Source organism: Anaerococcus sp. Marseille-P9784 (assembly GCF_902500265.1).
Lineage (GTDB): Bacteria > Bacillota > Clostridia > Tissierellales > Peptoniphilaceae > Anaerococcus.
Genome location: NZ_CABVOZ010000002.1, coordinates 338,835 through 354,080, shown reverse-complemented (window position 1 = coordinate 354,080; position 15,246 = coordinate 338,835). Strand labels below are relative to the sequence as shown.

Below are 15,246 nucleotides of genomic sequence, written 5' to 3'. Positions count from 1 at the left end.
AATGACATATAGAAGAAAACAAAAATCAAACAAATCTTTTATAATTACACTAATAATTCTAATATTTCTAATAGGAATTTCTTCACAAACGGATAAAATTTCTGGCGCTGGATCTAATTTGGCAAATACTATCTTTAAGCCGATAGAGAAAGTAACTTATTCAATCTCATCAGAGATAATAGAACAAGTTGAAAAAACTGTCGGTTCTAAGGAAACTAGAGCTGAAGTAAATAGATTAGAGGCCTTAAACAAATCTTTGGTTTTAGAAAATGCAAGATTAAATTCAATAATAAATAAGGAAAAATTTCTAAAAGATGAAAAAGAAGCTATAGATAAATCTAATAACACCTATATTAAGGCCAGCGTTATAAATTCCGATCTTAATTCCATGGCAGAAACTTTTACAATTGATAAGGGAAGAGCTGATGGAATTGAAGAAAATGATATAATTTTACAAGCAATTGGAGATAGTAATTATTATACTGGCTTAGTTGGTAAAGTTAGCAAAGTTTTTGAGAATACTGCAAGAATTATAACGATAAATAATGAAGCCAATGATGTTTCCTTTGTAAATGCCAGATCCAATGATTATGGTATAATCGATAAATTCACAGCAAAAACAATCCAAGGTTTTATGCTTGATGTCGATGGCGATGCCAAAAATTCCGATATTATTCTTACAAGTGGTTTGGGAGGAGTTTATCCTTTTGGAATTTATATAGGAAAGATAAACAATGTTTCTATGAGCGAAGATTCACTAAGAAAAAATATTACAATCAATTCACCAGTAGACTTTAGCCATCTTTATAGGGTTCTAGTCCTAAAAAGAGATGCCGATTTCTCTAATGATGAAATAAATGAAGATGGAGAAATGGAGGATGTAAAAGCCAATGAATAAATTTAAAACTTTTATAATTTTACTAGTATCATTCATCCTACAAACGACCATATTTTCAAAAATTGATATTTTTGGAGCTAATGTTAATTTGCTTTTGCCAGCAATTGTAGCAATTAGCCAAGTTTTATCTTGCAAAACTAGTAGCTACTCTGCCCTATTCTTTGGCTTATTAGAAGATTTTCTCTTTACTAGCTTTATTGGAGTAAGATCCTTATCATATTTTTTGATAGGATCTTTTGTAGCTAGCGATTCATTTAGATTTGGAAAAGGCAAAACGACAGGCTTTATTTTGACAATATTAGCAAGTATTTTTAATTTTCTTTTGCTAAGTCTAATTTATTATATTTTGACTCGCCAATCTGGATTTTTTAATTATTTGCCATTGCCACTAATTGTAGAATCTCTATTAAACGGACTTATATACTTTATTTATATAGGATTAGTTAAAAAAATTATGTATATTCCAACATATAGGATGTAGGGGTGAAAACTAGTGAGAAATCAAAAAGAAAAAAGATTAAGTTTTATACAAATATTAGTAGTAATCTTACTAGCGATAATTGTAATAAGACTTCACACAGTAATGATAAGTCAAGGAGATTATTATAGAGATTTATCAGATAATAGAAAAGTTAAAGAAGTAGACGATCTTGCAAGCCGTGGCAATATATACGATAGAAATGGTAAGTTGCTTGCAACAAGTATACCAGCTTTTACAATTCAAATTTACAAAGATGAGCTTTCAAATCTTGATCCAGAAGATAGGATAAAAAACATATCAGAACTTGTTAAAATTCTAGAAAGCGATGGAATTAATTACACCAACGACTTTGCCATAAAGCTTAATTCCTTTGCCTACAAAAGGACTGAAGATTACTTTATCCTAGGGCAAATGCCTAATGAGCTTGTAGTTTCAACACTTGTAGATAATGAATTGGTAAATGAATTTATTAGCTCAACCTACAAAGATGACAATATTGAATACGAAACCGTAAAAACTGCTCTTTTGGCCCTAAAAAAACGTGGAATAGATATTCCTTGTCATGTAAGTCAAAAAAATGGCAATCTAAGAGTTACTTTTAAAGAAAACTCTGCAGAAAAATTAAAGTCAATTGGCTATGATATTAACGATGATCCAATGGAAGATATTGTAAAAGCCATAGGCGATGATAAATCGGTATTGTTATCAGTGCTTGAAAATTCATTTGCAAGAAAGCTTGCCTACGATATTTTGGATCAAAATAATCTATTGGGAAGTATAGTTTTAAAACCTTGTGCAGTAAAAGCAGATGAGGATTTTGTAGAGAAAAAAGCAAAACTATCAAAAGTTTATCAAAAAATCAACCTTAATAGCAAAGTATGCGATGATTTCTACGAAATTGTAAAAAATTCCACCATAAGCGATGTCTTAACTCAAGCTGTAGTTAAGGATGATGGAGCTTATGTTATACCTGCAGATATTTTGATTCAACAATTGGAAAATCTTGGTGTCTACGCAAATTTTGAAACAGAAGTAATTACCGAAAATGACGATCAAAAAAATGAATACAAGGTAAAAGTAAGTTTTAAAAATCAACAAGCAGGTTCACCAGTAGAAGAATTGGCAAGACTTGCAGAAAAAAACAACTTGCTAAAGCCGTTGATTTTGTCAAATGATGTAAAATACATGGCACAAAATGCCAACACAAGAAATAATATTTATCCGAATATTGATGTAACCGATGATGACCCTGAAAAATGGGATTACACCTTTAATATTGAAAAGAAAAACTTTTACACCTATTATGCTAGCAAAGATAGGGTAAATCCTAGCAAAAAAATTGTCGAAACCTTAAATAAGGAAACTGATCCTAAAATTATCTTACAATACCTAAAAAAAATAAATAAATTGGAAGATTATTCTGACACAGAAGCCTTGGGAATCCTAACGATAGATAACAAGATTAATACTCAAGGAAACTTTGGCTATAGGCCGATTAACTTGGTATATAATATCGATGAATCCACAGTTTTAAAGATAAAAGAAAATATCAAAAAAACATCTGGAATAGCTGTAAATACAATACCAATTAGATCATATCCAAATAGATATGTGGCAAGTCACATTTTGGGATATATGGGACCAATTGCAACAGAAGCTGAAATTGAAAAATACGTCAAAAAACGTGATTATTTAAGAGATGAGATAATAGGTAAGGCAGGAATTGAGGAATCTTATCAGGATAATTTAAAGGGCAAAAACGGTAAAAGCTTAGTAACAGTCGACTCATCTGGCAATAGAAAAGAAACCATATCTCAAAGCCCATCAGAACCTGGTGATGACTTATATCTTTCAATTGATTTGGACTTACAAGAACAAGCTGAAAAATCTTTGGCAGGAGTTCTTGATGCCATTAGAAATGGCCACGCTTACGAATCCGAATATGGATTATTTATGCCGATAAGAAGAGCGGCCTATGCAGAAAGTGGAGCAGTAGTAGTTTCCGATGTAAAAACTGGTCAAGTTTTGGCTATGGCATCCTTACCAAATTACGATCCAAATTTATTTGCCACAGGAATTTCTCAATCAGATTGGGAAAGCTTACAAGTAGAAGAAGACAGTGGACCACTAGTTCCAAGACCAATGTTAAACATAGCAAGTCAAACTGCAGTAGTTCCAGGTTCAACATTTAAACTTGTATCAAGCCTTGCAGCCTTAGAAAAAGGGCTTGACCCACAAGCTATCAATACTTGCCATGGATTTTTGGATATAGGAAATAGAAGATTTAATTGTCTAATCTGGACAGAAAAAGGCACAACTCATGGTGAAGAAAATCTTTATGGAGCAATTAGAGATTCTTGTAACTACTTTTTCTATTGTCTAGCTCTAGGCGAAAATCCAGGCGATGGCAGATCTGTCGGAGTGAAGTTGGAATTAAACGACATAAGAATTGCTGCAGAAAAATTAGGCCTAGATAAACCTACAGGCATAGAAATAAATATACCAAAAGAAGCAACAGGAAATATCCCTTCAATAAATAAGAAAATAGAAGTAACAAGATTAATGCTTAAAAATTATCTGGAAAAAGAATTACCACTGCACCTAAAAAATGATGTAAAAAAATCAAAAAGCGAATTTGAAAATGATGTAGTAGACATAGTAAACTTTACAGACGATCCTGAAAGCTGGACACGTAAGAAAATTTTAGACTTTTTAGATGAAAGAGGTTACGATCCAGAGCATATTCTTGAGGGTCAAAGAGCAGGTCTTGCCGATACCATAAAATATACTTATTTAAATCAAGCTGTTTGGGATATAACAGATATGTTAAATATAGTTATAGGCCAAGGACAAAACTCCTATACGCCAATTCAAATGAATAGGGCGATTGCAACCCTAACAAACGGCGGATATCTTTACAAATACACCTTGGTGGACAAAGTTACAAATCATGATTCACAAGATGTTCTATTCAACAATGTTCCAGAAGGCAACAGAATTGACCTAAAAGATAGAAAATATCTTGAGGATATAAAATACGGTGCCTTGCTTGTAGCACAAAATAATAAAATCTTATCACAACTGCCAGTAGAAATCGGTATAAAAACTGGTACAGCAGAAGTAGAAGGCGAAAATGCCGATGGAGTAAAATACGACAGTTACGCTTGGATGGTAGGATTTGCACCTTATGATGATCCAGAAATTGCAATAAGTATAGTCCTAACCCAAGGCGATACTTCTTATAATGCTTCAGCCATTATGCGCGATATAGTTGCAAAATATTTCGATTTAGATGTATATCTTACCAATACTGGAGATACTGGAGCAAATGTTGATAGGGGACAAATGGGAGATAATCCAACAAATGAAATTGGAAATATAATTGAAAACCTAAATCCAAATAATCTAAATAATCAAAACAACTCTACCAATAACCAAAACGATTCAAATAAAAGAAATTAAGGTCAGGCAGTAAAATGAAAACATATATTATCAATGGAAAAGAAGGAATAGGCAAGACAGATTTTTCGGTAAATCTAGCAGAATATTTGCAAAAAACCGGAAAAGTCTTACTTTTACAGACAAAAAGAAATCCAAATTCCAATATAGAAGACTATTTTCAAAAAGATGGAATGATAACTTACGATATAGGAGATTATTTTTCTTCCCTTGCCCCATTAGAAAAGGTAATTGTCCACGAAAATGAGAACTTAGATTTTATCATAAGTCCACTTTTGGAAGATAAATATATATTTAGGGGAGAAGATGTCGAAAAATTATTAGGCGAAATTTCCTATGATTATCTTGTAATCGATAATCTTTCAAAGGATCTTATCAAAGATAAAATCATAATAGAAATTATCGATACAGATTCCTTGAATAAAGAAATTGAAGGAGATTATTTCTTTATCAACAAGGCAAGCGAAGATTACGATATAAGAAATGATAAGAACGCCATTGAAGCTAAAAATAAAAGATTCTTAGGACTAGTCAAAAACGGTCAATACTTTAATGATGTTATAGAAAACTTGCTAGAAGATAAAAAAATAGAAATACCTAAAATATCATTTTTTGAAAAAATAAAGATGGCATTTAAGCACTAAAAAAAGAGCTGGTAGAAAGAATCAATTGATTTTAAAACTTTTTACCAGCTCTTCTTTTTTTCTTTTACTTAATTTTTTGATAGAAATTTCTCTTTTTAAAGCCTCAGACATATCAGAAATTTCCTCGTAATAAACAAGTTTACAAGGACCCTTGGCTCTGGTATATTTGGCACCTTTGCCAGAATTATGTAAAATAACTCTTTTTTCCAAATTTCTGCACCAACCCGTATAAAGAGAATTATCAGCACACCTTAAAATATAAACATAACCATAAGTCATTGGAAAATATCTCCAAGAACATTATTTATAATATCAAAATCAAAACCCTTAGAAGCCAAAAATCTAAAAACTTTTTGCCTCATTTGAAAAGAATCATCTCCCTTAGCCTTGTTTATAGCAAAATCATAGGCATTTTGATATTCATCTTCATCGCTAATTTCGCTTAAATATTCTTCAATAATATAATCATCAATATTTTTAGATCTTAAAGCATAGCGGATTTTATTTTTTGGCCACTTAGAAATATTATGCTTGTCAGTAATAAAACTCCTAACAAAAGCCTCATCGTCAATCAAATCAAAATCTTTGAGGAAATTTATAGTTTTCTCTATAATATCCTGGTCAAAATGTTGGCCTTTTAGAATTTTATTAATTTCGCTTGAAGATTTTGGACTAAAAGAAATTTTTCTAAGAGCTAAATTTTTTGCCTTATTATATTGATCGTCTTTTAAAATAACTTTGTAGCTATCAAAATCTATTTGGCTTTCAGAACTTAGATTCAAATCATAATACAGATCATAAGAAATCAAAAATTTCTCGCCATCAATAGTGATAATAACTAAATTTAATTTATCTGAATAATCAATACTCTCGACAATCATAATCTAGCCATTGATTCGTATGCACTATATATAATTGGTGCGATCATTGCAATTGCTATAACAATAGCAAAAATTTTTAGAATAGTTTTTCTGCCTTTCATAAATTCACCTCATAGGTATTTTACTATAATTTGGGAAAATTACATTTTATTTAAAAAAATTCAACTTCCTATTGACAAGAAAAATAAAAATTTGTATAATAAGTAACGTATTAAAAAATCGGCCTTAAAAAGTATATAAAATTTATAAAAAAGCTTGACTTATATTTTAAATAGTGTATACTAAATAGGTAATGACCTGGTGGGTATGGTCCAGTTGGTTAAGACACCTGGTTGTGGCCCAGGAGGCCGTGAGTTCGAGTCTCACTACTCACCCCATGCGGGATTGGCGGAATTGGCAGACGCGCTAGACTTAGGATCTAGTGAGAATTTCTCGTGAAGGTTCAACTCCTTTATCCCGCACCAGCAAGTAAAAAGAAGTGCTAGAAATTAGCACTTCTTTTTTTGTGTAATATTATTATTACAAAAAACTTAACTGGTTTGTTTCTTTTTTTGATAGTTTGGAAATTGAGATTCCTATTAGTCTTATTTCTTCACCCTTATATATTTCATCTAACAATTCTTTGGAAATGTGGTATATGTCTCCATTTTTACAAATTGGTTCTTGGAGTGTTTTTGATTTGCTATATATTTTGAAGTTAGAATTTTTTACTTTGAGATTTACGGTTTTGCCCATTAAATTATTTTTGTTCATGTCATCTTCTAGTTTTTCTGATATTTGTTTTAAATAGTTTTCTAATACATCTTTATTTTTGGTGTTTGCTCTAAATGTTCTTTCTCTGCCTATGGATTTTCTAAGTCTTGATTCTTTTACTTTTCTATTATCTTCTCCTCGAATTACATTGTATATGTATTCTCCTTGCTTGCCAAAAGCATTTTTCAAGTAGGAAAGGTCTAATTTCATTAGGTCGGAAATTTTATATATGCCAATTTTTTGTAATTTTTCTACTCCATGATTGCCAAGACCATGGACTTTGGATATGTCTAAGTCTAGGAGAATTTCTGGCAGATCCTCTTTGGAAATTTCTTTGATACCTTTAGGTTTATTCCAATCGCTAGCAAGTTTTGCTAGAAATTTATTGTAGGATACTCCAATGGAAACTCCAATTTTTGTTTTGCTATAAACTTCATTTTGGATTTTTTGTGCTAAGGCTAGGGGATTGTTGCTATTTATTTTAAGATAAGCCTCATCTATTGAAACTTGTTCCAAAATTTCTCCAAAGGGTCTAATTATATCAAAAACTTCCTTGGATTTTTGCCTGTAATATTTGTGGTCAACTGGAATTAGAATCAAATTTGGACAAAGTTCTCTTGCCATAAATACCGGCATTGCAGAATGTATGCCATATTGGCGAGCCTTATAATTTGCTGTTGTAATTATTGATTTATTACTAAGTCCGCCAACAGCAAGGGCCTTATCTTTTAAATTTGGATTTCTAAGTTCTTCACAAGATGCGTAAAAAGCATCGCAATCGATGTGCAAAATATCGTTCATATTATCACCAATACCATTATACTATTATAATATTTTCTATAAATTCGCCTGATTTCGAGTCTTTTTTGCAAATCGATAGATAATTTGCTAAAGCTTTTCATTTAAGTGGATAAAAAACCATATATCTAGTAAAATTGATTTATGAGAGTAGATAAATTTTTGAAAAATTCTAGAATTATAAAAAGAAGACAAGTTGCAAAAGAAGCTTGCGAAAACGAGCGAGTTTTGATAAATGGCTCAATTGCAAAGGCTTCTTCCACGATTGATAAAGGCGATATTATAGAGGTGATTTTTGGCAATAATAAGCTAAAAGTAAGGGTCTTAAATATCATCGATGGGGCAAAAAAATCTGATGCAAGCGAAATGTATGAGGTGGTAGATGGATAAGCGAAATGTTAGAAAGAAAAAAAGGAGAACAAAAAATACTGGCTTTATAATATTTATGTTTGCTCTTATTCTTATTGCTGCAATTTACTTTGCCTTGGCAAATAGGTCTTTGGATAATGAAATTAAAAAACTTGATAGCGACTTATCATCTAACCAGAAAAAATTAGAAGATTTAGATGTAAAAATAAAAGAATTAGAAAAAGACTATGAGATGAGAAATACAGATGAATTTAAAGAAAAAATTGCCGAAGAAAGGCTTGGAATGGTAAAGGAAAAAACCGATGAATCTGATGAAGACAAAGGTTCAAACTAGCTTTAGGGAAAATATTCAAAATAACAAGCTCATAGAAAAAAATGATACAATCATAGTTGGAGCTAGTGGTGGACCTGATAGTCAGTTTCTAATTTATTTATTAAAATCCATAAAAGATGAATATAATCTTAAAATAATTTTGGCTCATCTTAATCATCTACATAGAAAAGAAGCCATTAATGATGAGAATTTGGTAAAAGAAACTGCCCATAAATTAAATTTGGAATTTAGGGTCAAAAGAGCTAGCATGGATGACTATGCAAAAATTCACAAAATTTCTGCTGAAGATGCCGGTAGAAGGCTTAGGTATGAGTTTTTTAATGAATTGGCAAGTCAATATGAAAATTCCAAAATCGCCATTGCCCACAATAAAAACGATCAAGCAGAAACTGTTTTGATGCGTTTGATAAGAGGAACTGGTTTGGATGGAATGGTTGCTATGGATTTTAGAAATGGCAATATCATTAGGCCGATTTTATCTTTTTCAAAAGATGAAATAATTTCTTATTTGGATAGCAATTTAATAGCTTATGCAATTGATAAAACAAATTTATCCAATGATTACACCAGAAATTACATTAGAAACCAGATAATACCTGAATTTTCCACCATCAATCCCAAAGCTGTAGATGCAATTTATAATCTTTCTATGCTTTTAAAAGAAGATTTAAAAATTGTCGATAGGAGTATCGATTCTTTATATAAAGAGGTACTAGTTTTAGAAGATGAGAGACAAATTTTATTTGACCTATCAAATTTTGACCAATTAGAAGATTTTTACCAAAAAAGGTTATTAAGAAAAGCTATTAGCAAGTTAAAAAATAATTTAAAAGATATAAGCAAGAAAAATATCGATGAATTTCTCAGTTTAACGACTTTAGCTACTGGCAAAAAAATAATAAAAGATGATTTGGAATTTATAAAAAATTACAAAACTTATCAGCTTTCTAAAGTTGAAAACAATTTAAACTTAGAAAATTTTGCTTTTCTTTCTTTGGATGAAGAAATTAATTTTAATGGAAAAATTATAAAAGCAACTTTGGTTAATTCTATGGGAGAAAAAAATAAAAATATAGCTTATTTTTCCTTTGATAAGCTAAAATTTCCGCTAAATCTTAGATATAGGAAAAAGGGAGATACTTTTAAGCCACTTGGTTTTAACCACAATAAAAAGCTAAAAGATTTTTTTATAGACCAAAAAATCGATAGAAATCTTAGGGATCAAATCCCAATTATTTTATCAGATGATAAGATTATTTGGCTAGTAGGTTTTAGGCAATCGGAAGAATTTAAGGTTGATAAAGAAGATAAAAATATAATAAAAATAGAGGTAAGAGATGATAATTGATACAAATTCTATAATAGATAAAGTTTTGATAGATGAGGATAGTCTTAATTTAAGGATAAAAAAACTAGCTAATATTATTAACGAATATTACGAAAATGAAGAGGGACCTTTGATATTAGTTGGGATCCTAAAGGGTTCAGTAATGTTTATGTCAGAGTTATCAAAATATATAAAAGTTGACACAAATTTAGAATTTATGTCAGTTTCTTCTTACGAGGGAACCGAGTCCACTGGAAATATCAAAATTTTAAAAGATTTGGATATTGACATTCAAGGAAAAAATGTCTTGGTAGTTGAAGATATCATAGACACTGGCAATACTTTGCTAAATCTTAAAAGCAATCTATCAAAGAGAAATCCAAAGGATATAAAAATTATAACCTTGCTGGATAAGCCTGAAAGAAGAGAAGTTGAAATTAAGCCTGATTGGTATGGATTTAAGATTCCAAATGAATTTGTAGTAGGTTTTGGTCTAGATTACAATCAGCTATATAGAAATATTCCTTACATTGGAGTATTAAAAAAATCAGTTTATGAAAAATAAACATTAAGTTTTTTATCAAGGAGGATTTATGAAAAAAAATAGTATGGATAGCTTTATTTTGCTTATGTATGGTGCGATAATAGTATTTTTCGCCTACAAAATCATTAAAAGCAAAAAAAATAGAGGACTTTTACAAGGAGAAATCAGCGAATTTAAAAGAAAAGTTTCCCCAATAGAAATTGGTTTGTTGGTAGTTTTATTAGTAACTGGAGCTGTAAATTTATACATGGGTATTAAACAAAATAATTTTAACAACATGGCTCAGTCTGCTGTAATGATTGTACTTGCAATTATCTTTGGACTATTTTCACAAAACAAACTTTGCATTGGAGAAAATGGAATATTGGCAAATTCAAATTTTTACGATTATAAAGAATTAAAAAAATGGGGCTTTGATACATCTTCAAGCGATTTAGTAATGCAAGTAAAAACCAAAAACCAACTAACTAACGAATCTGTAAGAGTGACTCGTGAGGACATACAAGAAATAAATAGGCTTATTAGAAAATATAAACTTAACAAATAGCTTGAAATTACAAGATTTTGACGTATTATAATAGAGTTAAATTTAAAAGATTTCCACAAAGGAGATAATATGTTACTTGTAGTAGATATAGGCAACACCAATACCGTTCTTGGTGTTTATAATAAAGAAGAATTGTTATTTAGATATAGAGTGGCTACAAATCTCAAACGCACAAGCGATGAATTGGTAGCTACCCTTTTTAATATGTTTAATGTTCATGATATAGATAAGAATTGTGTTGACGATACGATAATTTCTTGCGTAGTTCCAGATATTTTGTATTCTTGGCAATCTTGCAATAGAAAAATGTTTGACAAAGATCCGATTTTGGTAAATTATCAAACCGATTCAGGCATAAAAATTGACTACGATATTCCAAGAGAGGTTGGAGCTGATAGGATTGTTGATGCTGTTGCAGTTTACAATAAATATGGCGGACCATCAATAATTGTCGATATGGGAACAGCTATAACTTTTGATGTTGTAACCAAAGATGGCAAATATTTAGGAGGATCAATTGCTCCTGGAATAAAAATCGCCCAAGATGGACTTTTTGGAAAAACTGCTCAACTACCAAAAATCGAACTTAGAAATCCAGAATCAGCCATAGCAAAAAATACAGTTGATAGCATAAACGCCGGAATTGTATTTGGGTACATTTCATTAATAGATGGACTAATCTTTGAAATAGAAAAAGAATTAAGAGAAGATTATGGTATAGAAGGCGATATCAATGTCGTTGCAACTGGAGGATATTCTGAATTAATATCAAGTGAATCCAAATTCATCAACAAAATTGAACCAGACCTAATGCTTGATGGTCTAAGATTGATTTATGAGCGAATTAAAAAATAAAGAAATTCTTCTAGCTCCCCTAGCTGGAGTAACCGACAATGCCTTTCGTATTATCTGTGAAAAATATGGAGCGGATAAAACTTTTACTGAAATGATTAGCGTAAATGCCCTAATTTATGATAACAAACAAACAAATGAACTAATGTACATTTCAGAAAAAGAAAAAAGAGCCAACATACAAATTTTTGGCAGAGATCCAGAAAAAATTGAAAGAGCAATCAAAGAAAAAATAAATCCATTAGAAAATGTAAAAGAAATTAGTTTTAATATGGGTTGTCCAGCGCCAAAGATTTTTAAAAATGGCGAGGGTTCTGCTTTGATGAAAGATCCTAATTTAGTAAATGAAATCACAAAAACTTTGGTAAAATCTACTGACAAGAAAATAAATGTAAAATTTCGAACAGGAATTGACGAACTTTGCAAAAATTACCTTGAAATAGGTAAAATTTGTGAGGATAATGGCATAGATTATGTAATTATTCACGGTAGAACTAGAGAAGAGTTTTATCAGGGAAAAGCCAATTGGCAAGACATAAAAAAATTAAAGGAATACTTAAAAATACCAGTTATAGCCAATGGAGATGTTTTTACAGTAGAAGATTTTATAGAAATTATGGAAACGACAAAGGCTGATGGTGTAATGCTTGCCAGAGGAATCATGGGAAATCCTTTCTTGTTTAAATATATAAAAGATTATTTGGCAAATGGTTCCTACAAAAAAGTTTCCTACAAGGAAATTATTGAGCAAATAAAAGACCAATATGAATTGACACTAAAATTTAAAGATGAACTTCTTACAGTCAATCAAATGAGAAAGCACGTAGGTTGGTATCTGAAATCTTTGCCAAATGCTACAAAAATTAGAGCAAAAGTCAACACTTTAAAAAGCAAAGAAGAAATTTTTAAATTGTTGGATGAATATAAAAATTATTTAGAGGTAAATTATGACAGAAAATAAAGAAGTAATATTATCAAAAGAATATCTGGAAAAGTTAGAAGATGAGCTTGAATATCTCAAAACTAAAAGAAGACCAGAAATTGCAGAAAAAATCAAAATAGCAAGAAGCTTTGGAGATCTATCAGAAAATGCAGACTATGACGAAGCCAAAAACGAACAAGCAGAAGTAGAAGCTAGAATCGCCAAAGTTGAAGATATGATAAGAAATGCCAAGACAATCGAAGTAAATGAAAACTCTGATGAAGTTGGCGTTGGAAACACCGTAACAGTTTACGATGAAGAATTTGACGAAACAATCGATTATAAAATCGTAGGAACAGCAGAAAGCGATCCAGTAAAAGGCTTCATATCAAACGAATCTCCAGTTGGAGCAGCCTTATTAGGCAAAAAGAAAGATGAAAGAGTAGAAGTAATCACACCAAATGGCAAAATTTATTTTACTATAAAAGCAATTAAGTAAAAGGAGCAGAAATGACAGAAAATCAACAAGATCTAAATGAAATGCTACAAATCAAAAGGCAAAAGCTTGAAGAACTTAAAGCAGCTGGCAAAGATCCTCATGAAATTGTAAACTTTAGAGGTCGTATTCCATCAAAAGAAATCAAAGATAAATTTGATGAATATGATGGCAAAACTGTAAGAATAGCAGGCCGTATCATGGCAAAACGTGGCCATGGCAATATGAGCTTCATGGATATACAAGATGAGCTTGGAAAAATTCAAATTGTAAATCGTAAAAATGTTATAGGCGATGAATTTAGCGAAGTTAAAAAATACGATATCGGGGATATTGTAGGTGTTGAGGGAAAAGTTTTCAAAACCAACCAAGGCGAAATCTCAATTGAAACAACAATTCCACAATTGCTAACCAAATCTTTGCAAATTTTGCCAGAAAAATGGCATGGCCTAAAAGATCCAGATCTTCGTTACAGACAAAGATATCTTGATTTGATAGTAAATCCAGAAGTAAAAGAAGTATTTGTTCAAAGAAGCAAAATCATCGCAGAAATTAGAAAATTTTTGGATAATAGAGGATTTTTGGAAGTTGATACTCCAATACTAAATACCATAGCTGGTGGAGCTACAGCTCGTCCATTTATAACCCACCACAACACTTTGGACATTGATATGTATCTAAGAATTGCCAACGAATTATATCTAAAAAGATTAATAGTTGGTGGTTTTGACAAAGTTTATGAAATGGGAAGAATGTTTAGAAATGAAGGAATGGATGCTACCCACAACCCGGAATTTACATCAATGGAATTATATCAAGCCTACGCTGATTATGAAGATATGATGGAAATTACTGAACACATGATAGAAACTGTAGCAACAAATGTTCTTGGAACGACTGTCATAGAATTTGATGGCAGAGAAATCGACCTAAAAGCTCCTTGGATTAGATTGCCAATGATAGAAGGAATCAAAAATGTAACAGGTGTTGACTTTAACCAAATTACAACCTATGAAGAAGCAGTTAAAATTGCCAAAGAAAAAGATGTAGAAGTTAAAGAAAGTCGTGGAGAAATCATAGCAGAATTCTTTGAAAAATATGTAGAAGAAACTCTAATCCAACCTACATTTGTTACAGATTATCCAGTAGAAATATCACCACTTGCCAAAAGAAAAGTTGACGATAAGTCATTAACTTATAGATTTGAAGCATTTATCAATGCTAAAGAAGTTGCCAATGCTTTCTCAGAATTAAACGATGCTGCAGATCAAAGACAAAGATTTGAAGCTCAAGTTGCCAAAAGAGAAAAAGGTGATGACGAAGCGCAAATGATGGATTATGACTTTGTAAATGCTCTTGAAGTTGGACTTCCACCAACAGGAGGCCTTGGCATAGGTATTGATAGAATAATAATGTTCTTAACAGGTCAACACTCAATCCGTGATGTATTATTATTCCCAACAATGAAGCCAATAGGCTTAGAAAAGGCAGAAAATGGGGGTTTGTCAAAAGAAACTTACGAAACTTACGACAAACTTACGACAGAAGAAATTGACCTTTCAAAAGTGAAAGTTGAACCATTATTTGAAGATATGGTAGACTTTGAAACTTTCTCAAAATCTGATTTTAGAGTTGTAAAGGTTAAAAACTGCGAAGAAGTTCCTAAGTCAAAAAAACTTTTGAAATTTACATTAGATGATGGTTCTGAAAAAGAAAGAGTTATTTTATCTGGTATTAAGGAATATTACAGCGCAGAGAGCTTAATTGGAAAGACACTACTTGCAATTTGTAATCTTCCTCCTCGTAAGATGATGGGAATCGACTCAGAAGGTATGATTATATCTGCAATTTGTGAGTATGACGGTGAAGAAAAACTTAACTTAATAATGCTGGATGATAATATTCCAGCAGGATCAAAATTATATTAAAGGACACGCTAAT

Annotated in this window: 16 protein-coding genes and 2 tRNA genes; 15 read left to right on the top strand and 3 right to left on the bottom strand. The window is 31.1% G+C overall.

Annotation, left to right across the window (positions count from 1 at the left end):
• The first annotated feature begins 1 nt into the window (after position 1).
• From mreC to GAN53_RS05580, 4 genes are read left to right on the top strand one after another with little or no spacing between them, the layout of a single operon-like run.
• A complete protein-coding gene (gene mreC / locus GAN53_RS05595; protein WP_151409879.1) occupies positions 2-898 on the top strand; it encodes a rod shape-determining protein MreC in 897 nt (298 codons plus the stop codon).
• A complete protein-coding gene (gene mreD / locus GAN53_RS05590; RefSeq protein WP_151409878.1) occupies positions 891-1,379 on the top strand; it encodes a rod shape-determining protein MreD in 489 nt (162 codons plus the stop codon). Before mreC ends, mreD begins: the two co-directional genes overlap by 8 nt.
• A gap of 12 nt (positions 1,380-1,391) precedes the next feature.
• Entirely contained in the window at positions 1,392-4,841 is a 3,450-nt protein-coding gene (locus GAN53_RS05585) for a penicillin-binding transpeptidase domain-containing protein (RefSeq protein WP_151409877.1), read from the top strand.
• A gap of 14 nt (positions 4,842-4,855) precedes the next feature.
• The gene (locus GAN53_RS05580) at positions 4,856-5,482 is read left to right on the top strand and encodes a MinD/ParA family protein (protein ID WP_151409876.1); all 627 of its coding nucleotides are present in this window, start codon (positions 4,856-4,858) and stop codon (positions 5,480-5,482) included.
• Positions 5,483-5,503: 21 nt separating this feature from the next.
• On the opposite strand, the gene GAN53_RS05575 is transcribed toward GAN53_RS05580, so the two are convergent.
• Positions 5,504-5,761, bottom strand: coding sequence for a GIY-YIG nuclease family protein (locus GAN53_RS05575; protein WP_151409875.1), 258 nt, complete (start codon positions 5,759-5,761; stop codon positions 5,504-5,506).
• Positions 5,758-6,363, bottom strand: a complete 606-nt coding sequence (locus tag GAN53_RS05570; protein WP_151409874.1) for a regulatory protein RecX — start codon at positions 6,361-6,363, stop codon at positions 5,758-5,760. Before GAN53_RS05570 ends, GAN53_RS05575 begins: the two co-directional genes overlap by 4 nt.
• Before the next feature lie 300 nt (positions 6,364-6,663).
• Between GAN53_RS05570 and GAN53_RS05565 the strand changes: the two genes are divergently transcribed.
• Positions 6,664-6,740, top strand: a tRNA-His gene (locus GAN53_RS05565).
• A gap of 1 nt (position 6,741) precedes the next feature.
• Positions 6,742-6,827, top strand: a tRNA-Leu gene (locus tag GAN53_RS05560).
• Between the two features lie 55 nt (positions 6,828-6,882).
• On the opposite strand, the gene GAN53_RS05555 is transcribed toward GAN53_RS05560, so the two are convergent.
• Entirely contained in the window at positions 6,883-7,917 is a 1,035-nt protein-coding gene (locus GAN53_RS05555; RefSeq protein WP_151409873.1) for a DNA polymerase IV, read from the bottom strand.
• A 141-nt stretch (positions 7,918-8,058) separates the two neighbouring features.
• On the opposite strand from GAN53_RS05555, the gene GAN53_RS05550 reads away from it, so the two are divergent.
• The 9 genes from GAN53_RS05550 to lysS all read left to right on the top strand — a co-directional run bounded on the left by GAN53_RS05550 (position 8,059) and on the right by lysS (position 15,233).
• Positions 8,059-8,304: an RNA-binding S4 domain-containing protein gene (locus GAN53_RS05550; RefSeq protein ID WP_151409872.1), complete on the top strand. Its 246-nt coding sequence runs from the start codon at positions 8,059-8,061 to the stop codon at positions 8,302-8,304.
• Positions 8,297-8,617 carry an FtsB family cell division protein gene (locus GAN53_RS05545; RefSeq protein WP_151409871.1) on the top strand — a complete coding sequence of 107 codons (321 nt, stop codon included), beginning with the start codon at positions 8,297-8,299 and terminating at the stop codon, positions 8,615-8,617. The genes GAN53_RS05550 and GAN53_RS05545 overlap by 8 nt, the downstream gene beginning before the upstream one ends.
• Positions 8,586-9,965: a tRNA lysidine(34) synthetase TilS gene (tilS, locus tag GAN53_RS05540; RefSeq protein WP_225791831.1), complete on the top strand. Its 1,380-nt coding sequence runs from the start codon at positions 8,586-8,588 to the stop codon at positions 9,963-9,965. Before GAN53_RS05545 ends, tilS begins: the two co-directional genes overlap by 32 nt.
• Positions 9,955-10,509 carry a hypoxanthine phosphoribosyltransferase gene (gene hpt, locus GAN53_RS05535; RefSeq protein WP_151409870.1) on the top strand — a complete coding sequence of 185 codons (555 nt, stop codon included), beginning with the start codon at positions 9,955-9,957 and terminating at the stop codon, positions 10,507-10,509. Before tilS ends, hpt begins: the two co-directional genes overlap by 11 nt.
• Positions 10,510-10,537: 28 nt before the next feature.
• The gene (locus tag GAN53_RS05530) at positions 10,538-11,035 is read left to right on the top strand and encodes a DUF5673 domain-containing protein (RefSeq protein WP_151409869.1); all 498 of its coding nucleotides are present in this window, start codon (positions 10,538-10,540) and stop codon (positions 11,033-11,035) included.
• 69 nt (positions 11,036-11,104) lie between these two features.
• Positions 11,105-11,890: a type III pantothenate kinase gene (locus GAN53_RS05525; protein WP_151409868.1), complete on the top strand. Its 786-nt coding sequence runs from the start codon at positions 11,105-11,107 to the stop codon at positions 11,888-11,890.
• On the top strand, positions 11,871-12,848 hold the full coding sequence (dusB, locus tag GAN53_RS05520; protein ID WP_151409867.1) for a tRNA dihydrouridine synthase DusB: 978 nt from the start codon (positions 11,871-11,873) through the stop codon (positions 12,846-12,848). The genes GAN53_RS05525 and dusB overlap by 20 nt, the downstream gene beginning before the upstream one ends.
• Positions 12,835-13,308: a transcription elongation factor GreA gene (gene greA, locus GAN53_RS05515; RefSeq protein WP_151409866.1), complete on the top strand. Its 474-nt coding sequence runs from the start codon at positions 12,835-12,837 to the stop codon at positions 13,306-13,308. Before dusB ends, greA begins: the two co-directional genes overlap by 14 nt.
• Positions 13,309-13,319: 11 nt before the next feature.
• The gene (lysS, locus tag GAN53_RS05510; RefSeq protein ID WP_151409865.1) at positions 13,320-15,233 is read left to right on the top strand and encodes a lysine--tRNA ligase; all 1,914 of its coding nucleotides are present in this window, start codon (positions 13,320-13,322) and stop codon (positions 15,231-15,233) included.
• Positions 15,234-15,246 lie beyond the last annotated feature (13 nt).

Coding starts and splice junctions, on each gene's coding strand:
- mreC (WP_151409879.1), top strand. CDS start 2: ATGACATATAGAAGAAAACAAAAATCAAACAAATCTTTTATAATTACA.
- mreD (WP_151409878.1), top strand. CDS start 891: ATGAATAAATTTAAAACTTTTATAATTTTACTAGTATCATTCATCCTA.
- GAN53_RS05580 (WP_151409876.1), top strand. CDS start 4,856: ATGAAAACATATATTATCAATGGAAAAGAAGGAATAGGCAAGACAGAT.
- GAN53_RS05575 (WP_151409875.1), bottom strand. CDS start 5,761: ATGACTTATGGTTATGTTTATATTTTAAGGTGTGCTGATAATTCTCTT.
- GAN53_RS05570 (WP_151409874.1), bottom strand. CDS start 6,363: ATGATTGTCGAGAGTATTGATTATTCAGATAAATTAAATTTAGTTATT.
- GAN53_RS05555 (WP_151409873.1), bottom strand. CDS start 7,917: ATGAACGATATTTTGCACATCGATTGCGATGCTTTTTACGCATCTTGT.
- GAN53_RS05550 (WP_151409872.1), top strand. CDS start 8,059: ATGAGAGTAGATAAATTTTTGAAAAATTCTAGAATTATAAAAAGAAGA.
- GAN53_RS05545 (WP_151409871.1), top strand. CDS start 8,297: ATGGATAAGCGAAATGTTAGAAAGAAAAAAAGGAGAACAAAAAATACT.
- tilS (WP_225791831.1), top strand. CDS start 8,586: ATGAATCTGATGAAGACAAAGGTTCAAACTAGCTTTAGGGAAAATATT.
- hpt (WP_151409870.1), top strand. CDS start 9,955: ATGATAATTGATACAAATTCTATAATAGATAAAGTTTTGATAGATGAG.
- GAN53_RS05530 (WP_151409869.1), top strand. CDS start 10,538: ATGAAAAAAAATAGTATGGATAGCTTTATTTTGCTTATGTATGGTGCG.
- GAN53_RS05525 (WP_151409868.1), top strand. CDS start 11,105: ATGTTACTTGTAGTAGATATAGGCAACACCAATACCGTTCTTGGTGTT.
- dusB (WP_151409867.1), top strand. CDS start 11,871: ATGAGCGAATTAAAAAATAAAGAAATTCTTCTAGCTCCCCTAGCTGGA.
- greA (WP_151409866.1), top strand. CDS start 12,835: ATGACAGAAAATAAAGAAGTAATATTATCAAAAGAATATCTGGAAAAG.
- lysS (WP_151409865.1), top strand. CDS start 13,320: ATGACAGAAAATCAACAAGATCTAAATGAAATGCTACAAATCAAAAGG.